At 69.4% G+C, this 20,012-nt stretch carries 21 protein-coding genes; 8 read left to right on the plus strand and 13 right to left on the minus strand.

Features of this window, described 5'->3' with window-relative positions:
* Positions 1-15 precede the first annotated feature (15 nt).
* Together HALDL1_14310 and HALDL1_14315 are read right to left on the minus strand one after the other, a co-directional pair.
* Positions 16-834, minus strand: coding sequence for a hypothetical protein (locus HALDL1_14310; GenBank protein AHG04634.1), 819 nt, complete (start codon positions 832-834; stop codon positions 16-18).
* Positions 835-898: 64 nt separating this feature from the next.
* Positions 899-1,852 (minus strand): translation initiation factor eIF-2B subunit 2, encoded by a 954-nt coding sequence (locus HALDL1_14315; GenBank protein AHG04635.1) that lies wholly within the window; start codon positions 1,850-1,852, stop codon positions 899-901.
* A 589-nt stretch (positions 1,853-2,441) separates the two neighbouring features.
* Between HALDL1_14315 and HALDL1_14320 the strand changes: the two genes are divergently transcribed.
* A complete protein-coding gene (locus HALDL1_14320) occupies positions 2,442-3,080 on the plus strand; it encodes a deoxyribose-phosphate aldolase (protein AHG04636.1) in 639 nt (212 codons plus the stop codon).
* On the opposite strand, the gene HALDL1_14325 is transcribed toward HALDL1_14320, so the two are convergent.
* Positions 3,077-4,264: a hypothetical protein gene (locus HALDL1_14325; GenBank protein ID AHG05381.1), complete on the minus strand. Its 1,188-nt coding sequence runs from the start codon at positions 4,262-4,264 to the stop codon at positions 3,077-3,079. The two genes, HALDL1_14320 and HALDL1_14325, sit on opposite strands and share 4 nt — an antisense overlap.
* A gap of 54 nt (positions 4,265-4,318) precedes the next feature.
* Positions 4,319-5,869, minus strand: coding sequence for a spermine synthase (locus HALDL1_14330; protein ID AHG04637.1), 1,551 nt, complete (start codon positions 5,867-5,869; stop codon positions 4,319-4,321).
* Between the two features lie 124 nt (positions 5,870-5,993).
* Here HALDL1_14330 and HALDL1_14335 point away from each other — a divergent pair, with 124 nt between their 5' ends.
* On the plus strand, positions 5,994-7,247 hold the full coding sequence (locus HALDL1_14335; GenBank protein ID AHG04638.1) for a tRNA modifying enzyme: 1,254 nt from the start codon (positions 5,994-5,996) through the stop codon (positions 7,245-7,247).
* Here HALDL1_14335 and HALDL1_14340 read toward each other — a convergent pair.
* Both HALDL1_14340 and HALDL1_14345 read right to left on the minus strand, forming a co-directional pair.
* Positions 7,244-8,140, minus strand: coding sequence for a cation transporter (locus HALDL1_14340; GenBank protein ID AHG04639.1), 897 nt, complete (start codon positions 8,138-8,140; stop codon positions 7,244-7,246). The two genes, HALDL1_14335 and HALDL1_14340, sit on opposite strands and share 4 nt — an antisense overlap.
* A 40-nt stretch (positions 8,141-8,180) precedes the next feature.
* On the minus strand, positions 8,181-8,723 hold the full coding sequence (locus HALDL1_14345; GenBank protein AHG04640.1) for an HIT family hydrolase: 543 nt from the start codon (positions 8,721-8,723) through the stop codon (positions 8,181-8,183).
* 119 nt (positions 8,724-8,842) lie between these two features.
* Here HALDL1_14345 and HALDL1_14350 point away from each other — a divergent pair, with 119 nt between their 5' ends.
* The gene (locus tag HALDL1_14350) at positions 8,843-9,043 is read left to right on the plus strand and encodes a hypothetical protein (GenBank protein AHG04641.1); all 201 of its coding nucleotides are present in this window, start codon (positions 8,843-8,845) and stop codon (positions 9,041-9,043) included.
* A gap of 50 nt (positions 9,044-9,093) precedes the next feature.
* Here the strand turns inward: HALDL1_14350 and HALDL1_14355 are convergent, their stop codons facing one another.
* The 4 genes from HALDL1_14355 to HALDL1_14370 all read right to left on the minus strand — a co-directional run bounded on the left by HALDL1_14355 (position 9,094) and on the right by HALDL1_14370 (position 12,549).
* Entirely contained in the window at positions 9,094-9,984 is an 891-nt protein-coding gene (locus HALDL1_14355; protein AHG04642.1) for a methionine aminopeptidase, read from the minus strand.
* Between the two features lie 60 nt (positions 9,985-10,044).
* Complete coding sequence (locus HALDL1_14360; protein ID AHG05382.1) at positions 10,045-10,599, minus strand: hypothetical protein; 555 nt, start codon at positions 10,597-10,599, stop codon at positions 10,045-10,047.
* Positions 10,600-10,738: 139 nt separating this feature from the next.
* Positions 10,739-11,545, minus strand: a complete 807-nt coding sequence (locus tag HALDL1_14365; protein ID AHG04643.1) for a histidine kinase — start codon at positions 11,543-11,545, stop codon at positions 10,739-10,741.
* Between the two features lie 101 nt (positions 11,546-11,646).
* A complete protein-coding gene (locus tag HALDL1_14370; GenBank protein ID AHG04644.1) occupies positions 11,647-12,549 on the minus strand; it encodes an asparaginase in 903 nt (300 codons plus the stop codon).
* 158 nt (positions 12,550-12,707) lie between these two features.
* On the opposite strand from HALDL1_14370, the gene HALDL1_14375 reads away from it, so the two are divergent.
* From HALDL1_14375 to HALDL1_14395, 5 genes are all read left to right on the plus strand, one after another.
* Positions 12,708-13,886, plus strand: coding sequence for a cell division protein (locus HALDL1_14375; protein AHG04645.1), 1,179 nt, complete (start codon positions 12,708-12,710; stop codon positions 13,884-13,886).
* Between the two features lie 193 nt (positions 13,887-14,079).
* Positions 14,080-14,751 carry a hypothetical protein gene (locus HALDL1_14380; GenBank protein AHG04646.1) on the plus strand — a complete coding sequence of 224 codons (672 nt, stop codon included), beginning with the start codon at positions 14,080-14,082 and terminating at the stop codon, positions 14,749-14,751.
* 84 nt (positions 14,752-14,835) lie between these two features.
* Complete coding sequence (locus tag HALDL1_14385) at positions 14,836-16,104, plus strand: isocitrate dehydrogenase (GenBank protein ID AHG04647.1); 1,269 nt, start codon at positions 14,836-14,838, stop codon at positions 16,102-16,104.
* Positions 16,105-16,255: 151 nt separating this feature from the next.
* Positions 16,256-17,251: a hypothetical protein gene (locus HALDL1_14390; protein ID AHG05383.1), complete on the plus strand. Its 996-nt coding sequence runs from the start codon at positions 16,256-16,258 to the stop codon at positions 17,249-17,251.
* Positions 17,252-17,324: 73 nt separating this feature from the next.
* The gene (locus tag HALDL1_14395) at positions 17,325-17,612 is read left to right on the plus strand and encodes a translation initiation factor IF-1 (GenBank protein AHG04648.1); all 288 of its coding nucleotides are present in this window, start codon (positions 17,325-17,327) and stop codon (positions 17,610-17,612) included.
* Positions 17,613-17,643: 31 nt separating this feature from the next.
* Here HALDL1_14395 and HALDL1_14400 read toward each other — a convergent pair whose 3' ends face one another.
* From HALDL1_14400 to HALDL1_14410, 3 genes are read right to left on the minus strand one after another with little or no spacing between them, the layout of a single operon-like run.
* Entirely contained in the window at positions 17,644-17,883 is a 240-nt protein-coding gene (locus HALDL1_14400; protein ID AHG04649.1) for a biotin attachment protein, read from the minus strand.
* The gene (locus tag HALDL1_14405; protein AHG04650.1) at positions 17,880-18,899 is read right to left on the minus strand and encodes a pyruvate dehydrogenase subunit beta; all 1,020 of its coding nucleotides are present in this window, start codon (positions 18,897-18,899) and stop codon (positions 17,880-17,882) included. Before HALDL1_14405 ends, HALDL1_14400 begins: the two co-directional genes overlap by 4 nt.
* Positions 18,896-19,918, minus strand: a complete 1,023-nt coding sequence (locus HALDL1_14410; GenBank protein ID AHG04651.1) for an acetoin:2,6-dichlorophenolindophenol oxidoreductase subunit alpha — start codon at positions 19,916-19,918, stop codon at positions 18,896-18,898. Before HALDL1_14410 ends, HALDL1_14405 begins: the two co-directional genes overlap by 4 nt.
* Between the last annotated feature and the right edge of the window lie 94 nt (positions 19,919-20,012).

Consider the following 20,012-nt stretch of genomic DNA (forward strand, 5'->3'; position numbering starts at 1 on the left):
GTCAACCGCCGGCGGCTAAAACCCTGTGGGGTTGGAGGCCACGAACAGCAGGACGTTGTGGACGCCGGGGCCCAGACCCACCGCCGCGACAAGGCCGAGCAGGAGGTAGCCCTCGCCGGGGACCTCCCGGACGTAGTCCGCGAGGAGCACGACGACGACGGCGACGAGCGCCACCTTCACGAGTACGAACAGCCAGCCGACGCCGAGGTACGGTTCGGTCGGGAGGTGGGCCGCGAACTCCATGACGAGCGCGGACAGCGGCGTCTGCTCGCCGAATCCGAGCACGTCGATGCCGACGGCGGTGGAGGTGCCGTCGAGGACGTGGCCGAAGACGGCGAGCGCGCCGGCGACCCCCGTGAGGCGGGCCGCCTCGGGCCGCCAGGAGCGGACGGCGAACCACGTGACGTGGCCGAGGACGGCCGCGGCGACGACGGCGGCCAGCGGCCACGCGAGGTCCAGCGAGTCGTGTTCGAGACCGAAGTTGATGGCGGCGGCCGCGGGAACGAGGGCGAGCGCGGCGCCGACGCCAGCGAGCACGGCCAGTGGCCGTGTCGTCCGGCGGGCCGCGAGCCACGTCGCACCCGCGACAGCGAACGTCGTCGCGTAGACGATGGGGGAGCCGAAGAAAGGGGCGACCGACTCGGGGTAGAGCCGGAGCTGGAAGCAGACGTACAGCGCGGAGCCGAGGGCCATCCACGGACCGAACGCGAGAATCGTCAGGTCGTCGACGGGCGGCGATTCCCGGGCCAGCAGCCAGGCGACCGTGACCACCGCGACCGCGACGGCCGCGAGGTACGGCAGCGGCGGGAGCGCGAACCCTTCGGGGAGCACCATACGGGGTGACCGGACCCGCGCCTTGAGAACGTTCCTATTCCGGGAGCCACGCTCGAACCCGGAGCTACTGGTCCGCCCAGGGTTCCGCGGTCGCCTCCCCGTACAGTTCCCGCATCAGGATGACGATGCTCTCGGGCGGGAACTGGCCGCGCTCGGTGACGATGGCGTCGACGTAGCGCGGCGGCGTCACGTCGAATGCGGGGTTCTCGACGGTGAGTCCCTCCTCGCCGCCGATCTCCGCGCGGTCCTCCGCGGACAGCACCTCGGCCTCGTCGCGCATCTCGATCTCGACGGTGTGGCCGGTGAGGGTGTCCGGGTGGAGCTTCAGCGTCTGGGCGGCCACCATGATGGGCGTGCCGCGCTCGCGGGCGGCAACGGCGAGCATGCTGGTTCCAATCTTGTTGATGACGGAGCCGTCCGCGGCGATGGAGTCCGCGCCGACGAGGACGTGGTCGCAGTCGTCGAGGTAGCGCCGCGCGGCGTTGTCCACGACGACGGTGACGGGGACGTCCCATTCGCGGAGCTGTTTCGCGGTGATGTGGCCCTGCTTTCGCGGGCGCGTCTCTTTCACGATGGCCTCGATGTGCTTGCCGTCGTCGAGGGCGGCGCGCACGCAGGCCAGCGCGTCCGTGGAGTGGCAGTGGGTCATCACGGTGTCGCCGTCCTGCAGGCGGTTCGCACCGATGTCGCCGAGGTCGTCCTGGGCGCGCTCGAGCTGGTCGCGGAACGACGCCGTGGCCTCGATGGTCGACGCCCGGAGCGCTTCGACGGTGTCGCCCTCGACCTCCCGGAGGACGTACCGGAGCGCGTTCGGCAGGCTCACCGCCGTCGGCCGGGTGTCGCGGAGGCGGCGGGCCGCCGCGCGCAGTTCCGCCTCGAACGCCTCGGGCGTGGCCGCCTCGCTGGCGTGTGCCTGGGCCTCCAGCGCATCCGCGGCGGCCTCGGCGATGGTGGCCGCCCCCCGAATCTCCATGTCGGCGATGTCCTCTGCCGTTCGCTCGACCTCCGGTACGGGCATACCTGCTCGTAGGCACCCGCGAGTAAAAGCAGTTGGGCGCTAGTCGCTGTAGTCCTACCTGCTGCGGCCGACCGTCTCACTTTCGTGACCTCCCAGAAAGCCCCGGCCCACTCGCTGCCTGCGACTCGCTGCGCGTGGTTCGAAAGGCGCGTTGAGCCTTTCGTCATCACGAGAGAGCTATGCTCTCTCGAACGACTTCACTCGCTCCGCTCGTTCCAGTGCTTGCTTCGTCTCGGCTAGCGAGCGGACCGCCCCTTCCAGTCCCACCTCAGGCGTCTGGTCAACCGGCGTGGGTGGGACTGGAAGGGGCGGGCGTCTCGACGAAGGCAGGCGACGCAAGCACCGAGCGACCGAAGGGAGCGAGGCGCACAGCGAGCCTCCCGAGTCGAGATGGTTCGAGAGAGCTTCGCTCTCTCGTCATCACGAAAGCCCGCGCTATGCGCGGGCTTTCGAACGACGCCCGGGGCTTTCTGGGTGACCTCGTCGGTAGCGGGAGATCCCAGCTCTGCTGAACAATCCTCTGGAGGAGGCCCACTGCTCGTGAACTAGCACCACCCAACTTTTGACCTGGCCCCGCAACCTGGTGAACATGAACCGCGAGGAACTTGCCGCCAGCATCGACCACACGGTCCTCGGGCCGGAGACGACGCCCGGCGACGTCGAGCGCGTCGTCGACGAGGCCGTCGAGTACGGGATGAACGTCTGCATCCCACCGTGCTACGTTGCCGACGCCCGCGACTACGCACCCGAGGACCTGACGGTAGCCACCGTCATCGGCTTCCCGCACGGCCAGAACGCGACCGAGGCGAAGGCCGCGGAGGCCAGCCTCGCCCACGAGGACGGCGCCGACGAACTCGACGTCGTCGTCAACGTCGGCCGCCTGCAGACAGGCGAGCACGACGCCGTCCGCGAGGACCTCGAAGCGGTCGTGGACGCCACGCCGCTCCCCGTGAAGGTCATCATCGAGACGGCGCTGCTCGACGACGACGAGAAGCACGCGGCCTGCGAGGCCGCAGAGGACGCGGGCGCTGACATGGTGAAGACGTCGACGGGGTTCGCCGACGGCGGCGCCGAGGTGCCGGACGTCGAACTGATGAGCGACTACCTCCCGGTGAAGGCCAGCGGCGGCGTCGGGAACTACGAGCAGGCGCAAGCGATGTTCGACGCGGGCGCGGTCCGCATCGGCGCCTCCTCCGGCGTCGCCATCGTCGACAGCTACGACGGCTAGGCGAGCGCGACGATCCGAGGGCGGTCCTGGTCGTCCGTGACGAACGTGTACAGCCGGGTCTCGGTGACGGCGACCGTGGCGCCGACCTCGCCGCCGAGGTCGAGCGTCCACCGCTCGCTGCCGTCCCGCGAGAACGCGAGCAGTTGCGTGCCCGCGGCGACGTAGACGTTGTCCCCGCCGACCGCCAGTCCGGTCGCCGACGACGGAAGGGGACGCTCCCAGGCGCGTTCTCCCGTCGCCGTCGAGAGCGCCCACAGTCGGTCGTACGCGCCGAACAGCCGCTTCCCGCCGAGCGCGAGCGTCCGGGACGTCACGCCCGGAACGTCGCTCGCCCGCCAGTCCCGGCTGCCGTCCGCGTTGTTGAAGGCCGTCACGCTCCCGGCGGTCGTGGCGTACACGCGCCGGCTCCCCACCACGGGCTGGGTCCGGACACCGGCGTCAGGGTTCACGCGCCACGTCGGCGTTCCGTGCCGCGAGTACGCGTACAGTTCCCCGGTAGTCGTCGTCGCCGCGATGAGTTCCGGGAGGACCGCAGGCGACCAGCGGACGTGCCCGAAGACGCGGCGCGTCCAGGCTGTCTCGCCGGTCTCGGGGTCGAACCCGACCAGCCCGGGGGCCGCGGGGACGACCGCGGTCGTACCGTACTCTCCGGACCCATTGACGGGAGGAATCTGCGGCCGTGCGGGCAGCGTGACGCGCGAGGTCACGTCGCCACTCGCCACGTCGACGCCGACCACACCCGGGTCGCCGTCCGGCGCGGGAGTCCAGGCGACGTCGTCCGCAACCGGGACGGCATTCCGTGCGGGGAACGCCGCCTCCTGCGTCCAGAGGCGGTCGCCGGAGACCACGTCGTAGGCGACGAGCGACTGGCCGCCCGTGAGGACGGAGGCACCGGCGACCGTCAGCCGGCGGGCGAACACCGCGTTCTGGATGGGGACGGGCGGTGAGCGCCACTCCACGCTCGGCTCCGAGAGCGTGGCGGCGTCGGGGACGCACGCGGTGTTCGCGCTATCCCGGCGCGCGCCAGGCCACCCGGCGTCGGGGGACGCGGCCCCCGGGTAGGCGTCGCGAAGTTCGACGGTCCCACCGCCGCCACCGCCGACGAACGGGAGCGAGCTACAGCCGGCGAGCCCGGCGCTACCGGCGACCGCCGCCGTCTCGAGGAATCGTCGTCTGGAGGGCATCGCCGGCGGTTCGGCGGGGCGAATGGTAGCAGTTACGGTAGCCACTCGCGGGACCTACGCCACCGGCCGCAGCGCCTGCGTCGACGTGGAGTTGTTCTGGAGCACGACATAGCGCTTTCCCGTCTGGCCCTGCAGGAGCGCGTCGACGGGCGCGTGGTCGTCGGTGAGAACGGGCACGTCGCTCGTCTCGACCTCGCTGGGGTGGGTGTACTGCGTGACGGCGCCGGTCAGGTCGACGCCCACGTCGCGGTCCTCGGCGAGCGCCGCGAGTCCCGCCTGGGACCAGGGCTGGCCCTTCGTCGCGACGATTTCGATGTTCTGGAGGGCGCGGGTGTCGCTCGTCGGGAACGCGTAGACGTGGGGGAACGCGCGGTGTATCGTCTTCAGTTCGGCGCGGAAGAACGCCGACCCCGTCCCCGAACGCGCGCTGATGACGTTGGCGACCAGCGCGCCGTCGTCGTCGAGTTTCGACGCGGCGAGTTCCATGAACTCGACGGTGGTGAGGTGGAAGGGGACGGCGTCGCGCTGGTAGGCGTCGAGGACGACGAGGTCGTACGTGTGGTTCGTCTCCTCGAGGAACCGGCGCCCGTCCTCGACGTGAATGTTGAACTGTGGCCCCTCGCTGACCTCGAAGTACTCGCGAGCGGCGTGGACGACGCCGGGGTCTATCTCCACGACGTCGACGGTGACGTCGTACTCCTTGGCGAACCGCTTCGGGCCGGAGAAGCCGCCGCCCCCGACGAACAGCACCCGGTCGACGTCGTCCTGCCACAGCATCGGGACGTGGGCGTACTTGCTGTACTCGAAGACGTAGCCGTCGCGGTCGTCCGTGTACATCGCCGAGTGGCGGACGCCGTCGAGGAAGAGCGTGCGCACCCCGTCGTCCTCCCCGACGCGGAGTTCGGAGTAGGCCGTCTGGTCCTGATAGAGGGTGTCCTCGCCGACGTTCACGCCGTAGACGCCGACGACGGTGGCCGAGAGCAACACGAGCGCGGTCACGCCGAGTTTGCCGACGGCCCGCGGCGTGGGCTCGGCGACCAGCAGCGCGGCGACCAGCAGTAGCCCACCGAACAGCGCCGCAATGACAGTCACGTCGAGCGCCGGGATGAGGACGAACGTCGTCCCGAACGTGCCGATGATGCTACCGATAGTGCCGAGTGCGTAGACGCGGCCGGACGCCGCACCCCTGCTCTCGGCGGCCGAGAGCTCCGCGCCGTACGGGCTCACCAGCCCCACGAGGAACGTCAGCGGGCCGAAGAGGAGGACGACCGAGGGGACCGCGGCGTAGCGCGTCGGAATCGGCAGCGTCGCGGAGAGCTCCACGACGGCCTCGCCGCCGACCACGACGGCGGCGGCGAAGGCGGCGGACGCCGCGAGAACGGAGACTAGCAACGCGGGCGACGCGTACCTCGCAGTTCTTCCGCCGACGGCGTAGCCGACACTGAGTGCGGTGAGGAAGACGCCGATGACGCTCCCCCAGACGTAGATGCTGCCCCCGAACGTCGGCGTGACGAGCCGACCCGCGAGCAGCTCAAGCCCCATGCTGGCGGCGCCCGCGGTGAACACCGCGGCTTCCGCACGAGTGAGGCGCGGGACCCGAGACACGCAGGAACCTTGCGGTGGCGGTCCCTTCACCGTATCGCTACGAGCGAACGAGGGGCTGCTGCGGGTGGACTCGGGGTCGTATCGCACGACTTTTCCTCGCGGGCCGCCAACGCTGGACCGACGCATGGCCCGCTACCACATCGAGACGTACGGGTGCACCTCGAACCGCGGCGAGAGCCGCGAGATCGAGCGACGCCTCCGCGACGCCGGCCACCACCAGGTCGACGGGCCGGACGCCGCGGACGTCGCCATCCTCAACACCTGTACCGTCGTCGAGAAGACGGAGCGCAACATGCTCCGTCGGGCCAAGGAACTGGAGAGCGAGACGGCGGACCTCATCGTCACCGGCTGCATGGCGCTGGCCCAGGGCGAGGAGTTCCGGGCCGAGAACGTCGACGCCCAGGTGCTCCACTGGGACGAGGTCCCCGAAGCAGTCACGAACGGGGAGTGTCCGACGACGACGCCGGGCGCCGAACCCGTACTGGACGGCGTCATCGGCATCCTCCCCATCGCGCGCGGCTGCATGAGCAACTGCTCGTACTGCATCACGAAGCAGGCGACCGGGCGTGTCGACTCCCCGCCTGTGGAGGAGAACGTCGAGAAGGCCCGCGCGCTGGTCCACGCCGGCGCGAAGGAGATCCGCATTACCGGCCAGGACACGGGCGTCTACGGCTGGGACAACGGGGACCGGAAGCTTCCCGAACTGCTTGACCGCATCGCCACCGAGATAGACGGCGACTTCCGCGTTCGCGTGGGGATGGCGAACCCCGGCGGTGTGCACGGCATCCGCGAGGAACTCGCGGAAGTGTTCGCCGAGCACGACGAGATTTACAACTTCCTGCACGCGCCCGTGCAGTCCGGCAGCGACGACGTCCTCGAGGACATGCGCCGCCAGCACGAGGTCGAGCAGTACGTCGACATCGTGGAGACGTTCGACGACTACCTCGAGGAGTGGACGCTGTCGACGGACTTCATCGTCGGCTTCCCGACGGAGACCGACCACGACCACGAGCAGTCGATGGCGCTCCTCCGGGAGACCCGCCCGGAGAAGATCAACGTCACGCGGTTCTCGAAGCGCCCCGGCACGGACGCCGCCGACATGAAGGGGCTGGGGGGCCAGACGAAGAAGGACCGCTCGAAGGCGATGAGCGACCTCAAGATGGACGTCGTCGCGGAGGCCCACGAGGAGATGGTCGGCACAGAGCGCCGCGTGCTCGTCACCGAGCAGGGCACTGGGGACTCCGTGAAGTGCTACGACGACAGCTACCGGCAGGTCATTGTGCAGAACGCCCCCGAGTACGGCCTCGAACCCGGGGACTTCGCGACGGTCGAAATCGTCGGCCATCAGACCGTCTACGCGTTCGGCGAACCAATCTAGGCCGGCTCTTCTCCCTCTTTCCACTCGCCGAGTTCCCGCGGGTCTACGTGGACGAACACGTCGTCGACCTCGGGAATCGAGCGCACGTCCTCGACGATGGCCGTCTCGATGTCGTGGACCTCGTGGAGCGTCATCTCGCCCTCGACCTCGATGTGGAGGCTGACGTCCACCTCCGGGCCAACGTAGTGGGCGATGACGTCGTGGGCGCCGTGGACCTTCGGGTGGGCGAGCGCGCGCTGGAGAATCTCCTCGCGCAGGTCGTCTGGCGGCGCGGCGCCGACGAGGTAGTTGACGTTGTCGCGGATGATCTCGTAGCCCGTGTAGAGGATGCCGACGGCGACGAGGAGGGCGGCGGCCGGGTCGAGGACGGGATAGCCGGCGGCGGAGCCGAGGACGCCGACGAGCGCGGCGCTCGCGGTGAGGATGTCGTTGCGGTTGTCGAGCGCGGTGGCGCGGATGGCCGGCGAGTGGTGAGTCTCGGCGACCTCGAGGCAGTAGCGGTAGAGCGCGTACTTCCCGACCGCCGTGCCGACGAGCACGACGACGGCGGCGGTTCCGGCGTGCTGGCCGTAGTCGCCCGAGAGCAGCGAGGTAGTGGCCGACCAGATGACGCCGACGCCGGCCGCGAGCACGCCGAGCGCGACGACCAGCGAGACGAACGGTTCGATGCGCTCGTGGCCGTGGGGGTGTTCGAAGTCCGGCGGCTGGGTGGTGAGGTAGAGGCCGCCGAGCACGACCAGCGAGTAGGCGACGTCCGCGAGGCTGTTGATCGCTTCGGAGCCGACCGCGATGCTCCCGGAGAGCCACCACGCGACGGCCTTCGCGGCGACCAGCCCGAGGTTCGCCGCGAGCACGACGGCCCCGACCCGGCGAACAGCGCGCGTGCGGTCCATCAGTGACTCCTTCCCGCGCCCCCCAGTTCGAAGTTTCGATTCAGTCGAATTCGAGGCGCGGCGCGCCCGTGTCGCTCTCGACGGCCGCAGGGTGGTCGCCGAACGCATCGTGGAGGCGGTCGTAGGAGTCGTCGAGAGCCTCCACGATGACCTTCGTGTCGCTGATGACGGGCATGAAGTTCGTGTCGCCGCCCCACCGCGGCACGACGTGCGTGTGGAGGTGGTCGCCGATGCTGCCGCCCGCCGCGTTCCCCCCGAGGTTGAGGCCGGCGTTGTAGCCCTCGGGGTCGAAGGCGGCGTCCAGCGCGTCGAGCGTCGCCTGCTTCAGGCGAGCGTGGTCGAAGAGCGCCTCCTCCGAGAGGTCGGTGTAGTCACCCGTGTGCTCGCGGGGGACGACCATGCAGTGGCCCGGGTTGTACGGGTAGTTGTTGAGCATCACGACGGCGTGCTCTGAGCGCGCGACGACGAGGTGCTCGCGGTCGTCCTCGCGGGCGGGGAACTCGCAGAACACGCAGTCGACGTCCGCGTTCTTCTCCTCGCGCTCCACCCACTCGATGCGCCACGGCGCGAACACCTGTTCCATGGAGGCGCGTCGGCCCGGCGGGACAGGAGTGTTTCGGTGACCACCCCCGGAGGAGTTGTGTTCACCGGCGCGGAAGTTTATTTACACCCCGAGTTCGTTGTAAGGCCCGGGTGGTTCCGATGGCCAGCAAGATACCGCGCACAGACGGACGGACCGAACAGTGCGAGCACTGCGGGCGGGAGACGGCACACGATGTCCGCGTCGAGGTTCGCACGGAGAACGAGCAGGCCGAGCACGCGGCGAACTCACGCGAGCCGTACCGGGTCGTCACCTGCCACGCCTGCGGCGAGGAGACGAGCCAGCGCATGAACGACGCGTAGAGCGCGACCCTCGCGCTCACGAGTCGACCGACCGCACAGCGCCGCGGCCGTCAGTTCGTCGTTATCTCGCAGCCGTCCTCGGTGACGATGACCGTGTGCTCGTCCTGGCTCACGAGTTCCCCCTCGTCCTCTTTCAGCACGGGGTACGAGCGCACGATGTCCGCCATCTCGAGTCGCCGGAGGCTCATCTCGGCGCGCGACGAGTCCAGCCAGCGGGCCGCGAACGGGAGGCCGTCGAACTGCTCGAGGTCCTCCAGCAACTGGCGGGCGCGCCGGTCGCGGACCGACCCCTCGCCGACGACCTCGTAGATCTCGGTGTCCGTCCCCTCGGAGACCTTCCCGGTGCCCGTGGTGGCGAACGGTTCGATGGCGAGCACGTCGCCGACCTGGAGTTCGACGCCGCTCTCGACCGCGCGGTTGGGGACGCTCGGCCCAGTGTGAGCGTCGTAGACGTCCACGCCGTGTCCCGTGAGGTTGAACACGGGGTTGTAGCCGTACCCCTCGATGACGTCCTGAATCTCGGCGCCGATCTGACCGGTGTGTGCGCCCGGTTCGACGGCGTCGACGGCCGCGTCGAGGGCCTCCTCTGCGGCGTCCACGAGGTCCGGGTTGCCGGAGAGGTCGACGGTGGTCGCGGCGTCCGCGATGTGGCCGTCGACGTGGACGCCGACGTCGAGACAGACCATCTCCTCGCCGAACTCCGTCTCGTCGTCGGCGCCCGGCGCGGCGTGGCTCGCCTCCTCGTCGACGCTGATGTTGACGGGGAACGCCGGCTCGCCGCCGAGTTCGTGGATGCGCTCCTCGGCGAACTCCGCGACCGCGAGTTGCGTGGCGCCGACCTCGATGCGGTCGGCCGCCGCGTCCAGTACGTCGGTGAGAATCTCGCCGGCCTCGACGTACTGCTCGTACGCCTCGGAGCCGACTTCGACGCTGTCTGCCATGTCACGCCACTTCGCCCGACCGGGGGAAAGAGGTTGCGGGATTGCGCGGCGGACGCGCCCTTACTCCCCGACGAACGCCTCGACGTCTGCGCGGAACGCGTCCTCGGCGACCCCTTCCGGGACGCTGTCGAACCAGGCGTCGGCCCACTCGTCGCCGGCCTCCGTGGCGCGCTTCGCGTTGAGGTGGTCCATCGGCGTCTCCTCGTCGAGTGGTGCCGCCCGGAACACCACGTCGTACCCCGTCGTCTGTCGCGTCGAGGACCCCGCGAGTCGGTAGCTGGTGCGACTGACGCGCTCGGGGCGCTCGATGTCGACCGCCAGCCCGGTCTTCTGGGCGACCCAGCGCCGGGCGACCGCCGCCCAGTCGTCGCCCGCCTTCACGGGACTCGCCGGGAGCGCCCACCCCTGGGGCGCGTTCAGGAGGAGAACCCGGCCGTCGTCGTCCAGCACGCCCACGGCGACCGTGCCGACCCACGTCTCGTGGCCGTTGAACGCCGCCACGTCGTTCACAACCTGCGTCTCCTCCCGGAACAACACGTCCGTCCGGTCGCGGAGCTGTTCCGGGTCGAGCAGCGACGCCTTCGAGAACCCGTCGTAGATGGGGCGTTCGGGCATGGGGGGACCGTCGGGGGTGCCGACTTGCCACAGGGCTACCGCGCGCTGGTAGAAGAACGCTTCGGCGATTCGCTGGTCTCGGTCGCCATCACTCCGGTCACCGCTTGCTCATCTCGTCGTCCGCCACTCGGCCCTGGCCTCACCAGCCCATTCCCGGGTCGTCGGCGGCTTGTCGCACCCAGGAAGCGACCTGCTCCTCGTCCAGTGCGTCCGTCTCCTCCACGTCCAGCGCCTGTCTGTTCGGACCCGTCCCGCTGGGCGGCCTCGGGTCGAGGTACGAGTCGCAGACGAACGAGAGTTTGACGTGCTTCGAGAACGCGCTGAACGACGCGAACCACCCCTGGTCCTCGACGCCATAGAACGGCTGGTGGTACTTCACGGCGCGGCGCACCTGGGGCACTTCGTCCTGGATGATCTCGTCGAACTGCTCCGCGACCTCTCGCTTCCACCCCGGCAGCGCCGCGGTGAACGCTTGCACCGCTACCGAGCCGTCGGTATCGTCCTTCCGCCGCGCCGCCTGGTACCGCTTCTCCCGTTCCCCCCATTCCTCCTCCGTCGGAACCTGGTCCGGCAGTTCGACCTCCCCGAACTCATCGTCCGCGATGGGGTTCTCCCCCGCTCGGCCCCGTATCGCGGTCACGACCAGGACCGGGTCGGACTCGTCGGGTCCAGCGAACAGGTCGAAGTCCAGTCGCACCGTCGCTCCGCGCCAGTGGCGAGCGAAGCCGACCCAGCCGTCGGGGTGGTCGTCCCGGGGGTCTTCCTCGACCCGGAACAGACCCAGCAAGGCTGGAACGGCGTCGGCACCCCACTGGAGGCCGCGATCCAGGTCGGTGAATCGAACCCCCTCGTCGTGGTCTTTACTGTAGTAGGGTGCTCTGATCGCTCGGTTCGCCACCACGAGTTCGGAGACCCGCTGGGCCGTGAGTGGGCCGGAGTCGCTCATACTCACTCGCAAGATGCGACATCGGCTTAACAGTATTCCGCGGTCCCGGGAGAGCGGCGCGCGGTTCCGCCTCGCTCTATCGCTCGCTCCGCCCGATATCGCTACTCCCTGGCCACACTCGTTTGCATCGCCGACGAGTTGAACGCCTCCCCCGCGTTCCCCTCGCTGTCGAATACGATGACGCCGGCCGACGAGCCTGTAATCTCGTCGAACTCCTCGATGGCGCGCTCGGCGGCCGCCTGGGCGCCCAGCCCGTTCTCGAGGTGCCGGACCGCGCGCCGCGTGAGTGTGGTCTTCGCGATGTCCTCGCCGGCGCCGGTGGCGGACGCGGCGCCCGCCGGCGCGGCGTAGAACCCGGAGCCGATCTGCGGGACGTCGCCGACCCGGCCCGCGAGCGCGAGCCAGCGTCCCCCCGTGGAGGTGGCCGAGGCGAACTTCTCGCCGTTGTAGGCCACCGCGCCGACGGTGTCGTGGTCCTTGTCGTCGCCCGAAACGTCTTCCTCGCGCCCGCCCGGGTCCGTCGTTCCGAACTTGTCGCGAATCCACTCGAGGTGGTCCAGTGGCGTCCCCTCCGGGTGGTCGTCGAGGGCGTCCCAGCGCTCGCGGGTGTCCTCGCTCCAGAGGTCGCACTCCACGTCGACGCCGATGTCCGCCGCGAAGTCGACCGCGTGGACGCCGTTCAGGAGCACGTGAGGCGTCTCCTCCATCACTGCGCGCGCCACCGACACCGCCGCTTCGACGCCCGGCATCGACGCCACCGCGCCGGCCTCTCTGCCGCTGGTCATCAGGCCCGCGTCGGTCCGAATCACGCCGTCGGACTGCACCGCGCCGCCCGTGCCGGCGTTGAACCGGACGTCATCCTCCAGCACGCGGACGGCGGATTCGACGGCGTCGACCACGTCTGCTTCGGCCGCTCCGGCGTTAGCCGCCGCATTCAGCGTCGCCTGCCGCGGCGCCGGGTCGTCGGGGTCGCTACCAGCGCCGCCGTGAACGATGACCTTCATGCCCGACTCTGCCCGTGGTGGCCCCTTAGTGGTGCGGTTTTCCCGGTCGCGAGCCGCAACAGGGCGCCGACGTTAGCCGGCGTATATGGATTCGGAACGTGTTTCGTTCCGTCGGTAGTCGGTGTATAGCAAAGCGGTGAGACGGCGCGAGAGAACGCATGAAGTTGGCAGTAATCGGGTTCGGGAACGCGGGAAGCAAGATTGCGGATCGAATCGTCGAGTACGAGGCCGAGACGGGGCGGTCTCTCTGCCGGTTCACGGCCGTGGTCAACACGGCGAGCATCGACCTGAAGAAGATCTCCTACATTCCGAAGGACCACCGCGTGCTCATCGGCCAGACCGACGAGCGCTCGAAGGGGCACGGCGCGGGCGCCGACCCCGAACTGGGGGCGGATCTCACCCGGCACGACAAACCCGAGCTCGCGCGGTTCCTCGACGACGTGCCGCTGCACGACGTCGACGCGTTCCTCGTCATCGGGGGCCTCGGGGGCGGCACGGGGAGCGGCGGGGGTCCGGTGCTCGCAGAGATTCTCCGGGAGCGCTACGAGGAACCGGTGTACGGCCTCGGCATCCTCCCGAGCCGCGACGAGGGGGGTCGGGCGTCGCTGAACGCCGCGCGCTCCGTCCAGTCGTACACCGAGGCGACGGACGGCCTGATGGTCTTCGACAACAACGCCTGGAAGGAGGGGAGTGACACCGTCGAGGACGGCTACGAGCGCACGAACTTCGAGATTGCCAAGCGCGTCGTGCGCCTGCTCGCCGCCGGCGAGTACGACGGCTCGACGGTGTCGGAGAACGCGATGGACTCCAGCGACATCAACCGGACGCTGGCCGTCGGCGGCGTGAGCACCATCGCGTACGCGGAAGCCGACCTGGACGACTCGACCCGCCGCCAGCAGGGGCTGTTGAGCCGCGTCCGCTCGGGCGGCGGTGAGAGCGAGGACGCCAACTCGGCGACGAAAGTCCACGGGCTCGTGCGGCGGGCGGTCCAGTCGCGGCTCACCTGCCCGGCGGAGGTGGCGTCCGCGGAACGAGCGCTCGTCGTCGTCTCCGGCCCGCCGAGCGAGCTCTCCCAGAAGGGGCTCGTGCGCGCCCGGCAGTGGCTCGAGACCGAGATAGACAGCGTCGAGGTGCTCGCGGGCGACGACCCGCGGCAGGCCGCCGAAGACCTCTCGGCGACCGTGTTGCTGTCGAACGTGACGGAGGTCCCCCGCATCGACCGTCTCCAGGAGCAGGCCGTCGACGCCCAGTCCAACATCGAGCAGCAGGCCAGCGGTCGCGAGGAGCAGATCACGAACCTCGTGACGGACGCCGACGACAAGCTCGACCCGATATGAGGCGGCGAGGACGAGCAATGCGACCCGTGAGCGGCTCGACGAGCCTGCCGCGCTCGCTCCCGGACCAACCGCGGCGACGACCCCGCTGACAGCGATGCCTCCGGAGCAACGGACCGACCCCCGAGGGACGGGACCGTCGCCGAGCGTCTGGACGCAGCTACGCACCGACCTCGGGCGGCTCCACGTCGGTTGGATGGACGTCGCGTTCCCGCGCCAGGCCGACCCGCACCCGACGCTCGGGCGGTGGGAGCCCTCGACGGTCGTCCAGCGACTCGCGTACTGGTCGTGGGCCGTCCTCGGCGTGGTGGCGCTCGCCGTCGGCTACCCGCTCGTGCTCGCCGGGTTCACGGTCCGGTTCTACAGCCGACGGCTCTACAGCACCGCGCTCGCGCTGGGCATCCTCGGCGTCGTCGTCGTCGCCACAATCGTCTGGGGCGGGCTCACTGTCGGCGTCTACCTCCTGGAGTTCTCTCACGAGGGCGTGCTCGCGGTGGCCGCGGGCGGCGGCGTCGCGGTGATATCGGCGGCCCTCTCGACGGCGTTCGCCCGCTGGGACGGCCGGCTGGCGACGGTGCTGTTCGCGTACCCGTTCGGCGTCACCGCGGTGTTCCTGCCGCCAGTCGTCGCGGCGCTGTACTCCCCGTCGCTGGGCGAGTGGGTGTTCCCGAACAGCTACAGCCTCGCGGTGTGGCTGCTCGAGAACCCGCTCTCCGTCGCCGGCGTCGCCGAGTTCCTGCGCTCGCGGTTCACCCTCGTCGGGTTCGCGTACGTCGGAATGTGGTTCGGCCTCGCCGTCCCCGTCGGCTGGCTGCTCGGCCTACTCGTGACGCTCGCGGACTTCGTGCGACCCGCCCCGGAGCGCTGAGCGGCCCGGCGGAGTTGGCAATATTTGGCGATGCCGCGGGAAACAGCAGTCCTTTTAGGCGCATCCCGCGAGTTTCGAACCACAATGAGCCACGACAAGATTTCTGTCCCAGAGCAGGGAGAGCAGGTCACCTACGACGAGGAGAACGACGAACTCCACGTCCCCGCCGACCCCATCATCCCCATCATCCACGGAGACGGCATCGGGAAGGACGTCGGTCCGGCCGCCCAGAAGGTCCTGACCGCCGCCGCGGAGGCGACCGGCCACAACGTCGAGTGGATGGAGGTGTACGCAGGCGAGACCGCCCGCGAGATGTACGACGAGAACCTCCCCGAGGAGACGGTCGAGGCCATCCGCGAGCACCGCGTCGCCATCAAGGGCCCGCTCACGACGCCCGTCGGTGCGGGCTTCCGCAGCCTCAACGTCGCACTCCGACAGACCCTCGACCTCTACGCGAACGTCCGACCGACGTACTACCTCGACGGCGTCCCGTCACCGATGAAGGCGCCCGAGGAGATGGACATGGTCACGTTCCGGGAGAACACCGAGGACGTCTACGCCGGCATCGAGTGGGAGGCCGGCACCGAGGAGGCCGAGAAGGTACGAGACTTCGTCGAGGACGAGATGGACTTCGACGGCGTGATGCACGAGGGTCCCATCGGCCTCGGCCTCAAACCCATCTCCGAGAAGGGGAGCAAGCGCCTCGTCCGCGAGGCCATCGACTACGCCATCGAGAACGACCGCGACAAGGTGACGCTGGTCCACAAGGGGAACATCATGAAGTTCACCGAGGGCCAGTTCGGCACCTGGGGGATGGAGGTCGCCGACGAGGAGTACTCCGACGACGAGGTGTTCGCCGCGCCCGACTCCCTCTGGGAGGAGCAGGACGAGGTCGACATCCCGGAGGACGCCGTCATGGTCGAGGAGCGCCTCGCCGACGCGATGCTCCAGTGGATACAGCTGCGCACCGACGAGTTCGACGTGCTCGCGATGCCGAACCTCAACGGCGACTACCTCTCCGACGCCGCGGGCGCCCAGATCGGCGGCCTCGGCATCGCGCCGGGCGCGAACTTCGGGAAGGGGCGCTGTCTCGCCGAGCCGGTCCACGGCTCCGCGCCGAAGCGCGCCGGTCAGGACAAGGCGAACCCGACCGCGCTCATCCTCTCGGGCCGCCTCCTCTTCGAGTACATCGGCTGGGAGGACGCCGGGCAGCTCATCCGTGATGCCGTCGAGGACGCCATCTCCTCCGGCGAGGTCACGTACGACCTCGAGCGACAGATCGAGGGCGGCACGAAACTCTCCACCACGGAGTACGCCGAGGCCGTCGTCGAGCGCATCGAAGAACTCGCCTGAGCGAGTCCCTCGGAGAGTCGGCTACCGCCGACGACATCGACGAACCCGCGTAACCCGCGGGCCGGGCAGTCGGCTTCCGCCCCGTTCGGTTTCGAGCGGCGGTCGAGCGTTCGGTGGGGGTGTTTTCTGCGTCGAAGGCGTAGTGGATAGTATGTCCGACGACGAGGGCTCCAGCGGCGACGCGTCCGGGAGCTCGCTGGGAACGCTGGAGCGGTGGGTCCTGCTGGAGGGGTCGCGGGCAGTGGTCGCCGGGCTCACCACTCTCGCCATCTTCGCGTTCGTGCTGGCAGTCAGCGCCTCTCCCTACAGCCCCCTCGAGGACCAGCAGCCGATCTTCTACGCGTTCAGCGGCTTGATAAGCGGGAACCTCACCATCGTCACGGTCGTCGTCTCGATCAACCAGCTGCTGCTCTCCCGGGAGCTGCGGACGCCGAGCGAGCTCGAGACGGAGATCGAGGGGATGGTCGACTACCGGAGGAAGATCGAGGACGCCGCCGGCCAGGTCGCGCCCGTCGAGCCGCTGGGGTTCCTGCGGTTGATCTTCGAGACGGCCCGCCAACAGGCCCAGCAGCTCGGCGGGCTCGCAGTCACCGAGACCGACGAGCGGGTCGCCGAGGACGTCGACAGAGTAGTCACGAAGCTGACCCAGAAGTTCGACCGAATCGACACGCTCCTGCAGTCCCGCAACGTTGGGACCTTCCAGGTGCTCGCCACGACTCTGGGCACGAACTACGCCAGGGAGATCAACAAGCTCCGGCGGATCAAGTCCGGGCACGGCGACCAGCTGCCGGCCGACGTCGAGGACTCCATCGACGACCTCGTCCACCACCTCCAGGATATCGACGTCGCCCGGCAGTACCTCAAGTCCATCTACCTCCAGCAGGAGCTCGCGTCGCTCTCGCGGCTCCTGTTCTACACCGGCCTCCCGTCGGTGACCGTCGTGGCGGCGGCGCTGCTCCTCTTCACGGCGCCGGGCCAGGCGCACCTGCCCGAGCCGGTGGTCACGCTCCTGGTCCCGGCCGTAGTCACCGTCGGCCTCTTCCCGCTCACGGTGCTGTTCGCCTACATCCTCAGGACCGCCACCGTCGCCCGGCGGACGGCGGCGGTCATCCCGTTCACGGTGCCTACCCAGGAGTCGGGCGACTGAGTTCCGCCCGTCGACTGCGGGCGAACCGGTAGCCGCGACAACGGCTTTGCGTCTCGACGACGTAGCCTGCAGTATGACCGACGACGACCCGTTCGATGGGCTGGACGTACCGGGCGAGGACGACCTGGCGCGTGCCGAACAGGAGTTGACCGTCCACGTCGAATCCCGCCGATACGACAAGCCGATGACCGTCGTCGAGGGGTTCGACCCGGACGCGACGGACACCGGCGAAGTAGCCACGCTCCTGAAGAAGGGGCTGGGCGCTGGCGGCACCGCCAAAGAGACGAGCGTTGAGGTGCAGGGCGACCACGCCGAGCGCGCCCGGGAGCTGCTCGAGAGCGAGGGGTTTCGAGTGCAGTGACGTCACTCCCTCGACGGCGAGGGAAATCGAGTCAGGTGATGCGGGCGAGGAGGTCGCCGCGGCGGAACTCCCCCTGCTCCGCGACGAGCCGCTCGACCGTGCCGGAGTCGGGCGCAGTCACGTCGACGCTCACCTTCTCGATCTGGATCTCGGCGATGGTCTCGCCCGCCTCGACGGTCGCGCCGTCCCGGACGAACCAGTTCGAGACGACCGCCTCCTCGACGTCCATCGCGTCCGCCGGCCACACGTCCGCGGAGTCGACGTCGGTCATTCCGTGAGGCGGTGAACGGCGTCGGAGATATCCCCGGTAGACGGGTTGAACTCCTCTTCGAGGGGGCGAGCGTAGGGCACCGGCACGTCGGGACTGGCGACGCGCTCCGGGGGCGCTTCGAGCGCGTCGAAGGCGTGCTCGGCGGCCAGCGCCGCGATCTCCCCGGAGACGCCGAATGAGTGGTAGTCCTCGTCGACGACGACGAGACGGCCCGTCTTCCGCACCGAGTCGAGGACCGTCTCGCGGTCGAGGGGGACGAGCGATCGGAGGTCCACGACCTCGGCGTCGACGCCGTCGTCTGCGAGGTCCTCGGCGGCGGCGAGCGCGCGGTGGACGTGGAGGCCGAGCGTGACGATGGAGACGTCACTCCCCTCGCGTTTGACGTCGGCCTCTCCGATGGGGGCCTCGTACTCCTCCTCGGGCACCTCGGTCTTCGGTCCCTCCGGTGCGGGCATCCAGCCCAGGCCCATCAGGCGCTTGTGGAACATGTAGACGACGGGGTCGTCGTCGCGGATGGCGGCGTGCATCAGGCCCTTGGCGTCCCGGGCGGTCGACGGGACAACCACCTTCATCCCCGGGAGGTGGGCGAAGGTGCCGTAGAGGGTCTGAGAGTGCTGGGCGGCGTCGTTGTACGTGCCGCCGACCGCCGTCGTCAGCACCATCGGCACCGACACCTGCCCGCCGCTCATGTACGTGTGCTTCGCCATCGCGTTGTATATCTGGTCGAAGCAGACGCCGAAGAAGTCGGTGAACATCAACTCCGCGATGGGGCGCATCCCCTCCATCGCGGCGCCGGTGGCGGCCCCCATGAACGCCGTCTCGCTGATGGGTACGTCCATCACGCGGTCGCGCCCGAACTCCTCGAGGAGCCCCTGGGTCGAGTCGAAGATGCCGCCGTAGTCGGCGACGTCCTCCCCCATGTAGAAGACCTCGTCGTTCTCCCGCATCTCGTGGGCGATGGCGTCGACCATCGCGCGACTCATCGTGAGTTCGCGCTCGCTGGACTGCTGGCTCATTCGGGACCACCCCCGATTGCCGTGCCGTGCTCGGGCGGGTCCGTGAACACGTCCTCGTAGGTCGACTCGGGGTCCGGCTGGGGCTGGTCTTTCGCCCACTCGATCGCGTCGTCGACGCGCTGTTCGGCCCGCTCCCGGATGGCTTCGAGGTCGTCGTCGTCGACGCCCGCCGCTGCGAGGTCGGCCTCCAGACTCGGGATACAGTCGAGTTCCTGGGCGCGTTCGACGTCTGCGTCCGGCCGGTAGGACTCGGGGTCGCCCATGAAGTGACCCATACGGCGGTGAACCTGGACCGAAAGCAGCGTCGGGCCATTGCCGTTACGGGCGCGTCCGACGGCCTCCTCGGCGGCCTCGTAGACGGCGACGACGTCGTCGAACTCGACGCTGCGGCCGGGCAGGTCGAAGCCGTCGGCGCGGTCGGCGAGGTTGTCGACGTCCGTGATGCGCTCTTGTGGCATCGAGATGGCCCAGTCGTTGTCCTCCACGACGAAGACGACGGGGAGGTCGTGGACCGCCGCGAAGTTCAGTGACTCGAGGAACCCCCCCTGGTCGACGGCGCCCTCGCCGAGGAACGCTACGGCGACGTCGTCCGTGTTGCGCTTCTTCGCTGCGAGCGCGGCGCCGGCGGCGGGCGGGCAGCCCTGCGCGATGATGCCCGAGCACGCGAAGTTGACGTCCGGGTCGTAGAGGTGCATGTGCCCGCCCTTCCCCGAGGAGAGTCCGGTTTCCCGGCCGAAAATCTCGGCGGTCATGCGCTTCAGGTCGACGCCCTTGGCGATAGCGACGTGGTGGGGGCGGTGGGGCGCGGTAACTGTGTCGTCGTCGCGGAGGTGGGCGCAGACGCCGGCGCCGGCCGCCTCCTGGCCGGCCGCGAGGTGGAGTTCGCCGGGGATGGGGCCGGCGGAGATGTCGAACGCCGGCTGTTTCCCCTCGAGATACTCCTCCTGGAGGCGCTCCTCGTAGTATCGTGCGGTGACCACGTCGTCGTAGAGGTCACGCAGAGTGTTGGTTGGTAACATGCCACTAGTAGGATTCGTCAGCTCCGAGTTAGTAATTGATTGACACGTAGTGGCGACGTTGTTACCAGTTCGTCGAGGCGAAGACGGGAGACGG

Source organism: Halobacterium sp. DL1, assembly GCA_000230955.3.
GTDB lineage: Archaea > Halobacteriota > Halobacteria > Halobacteriales > Halobacteriaceae > Halobacterium.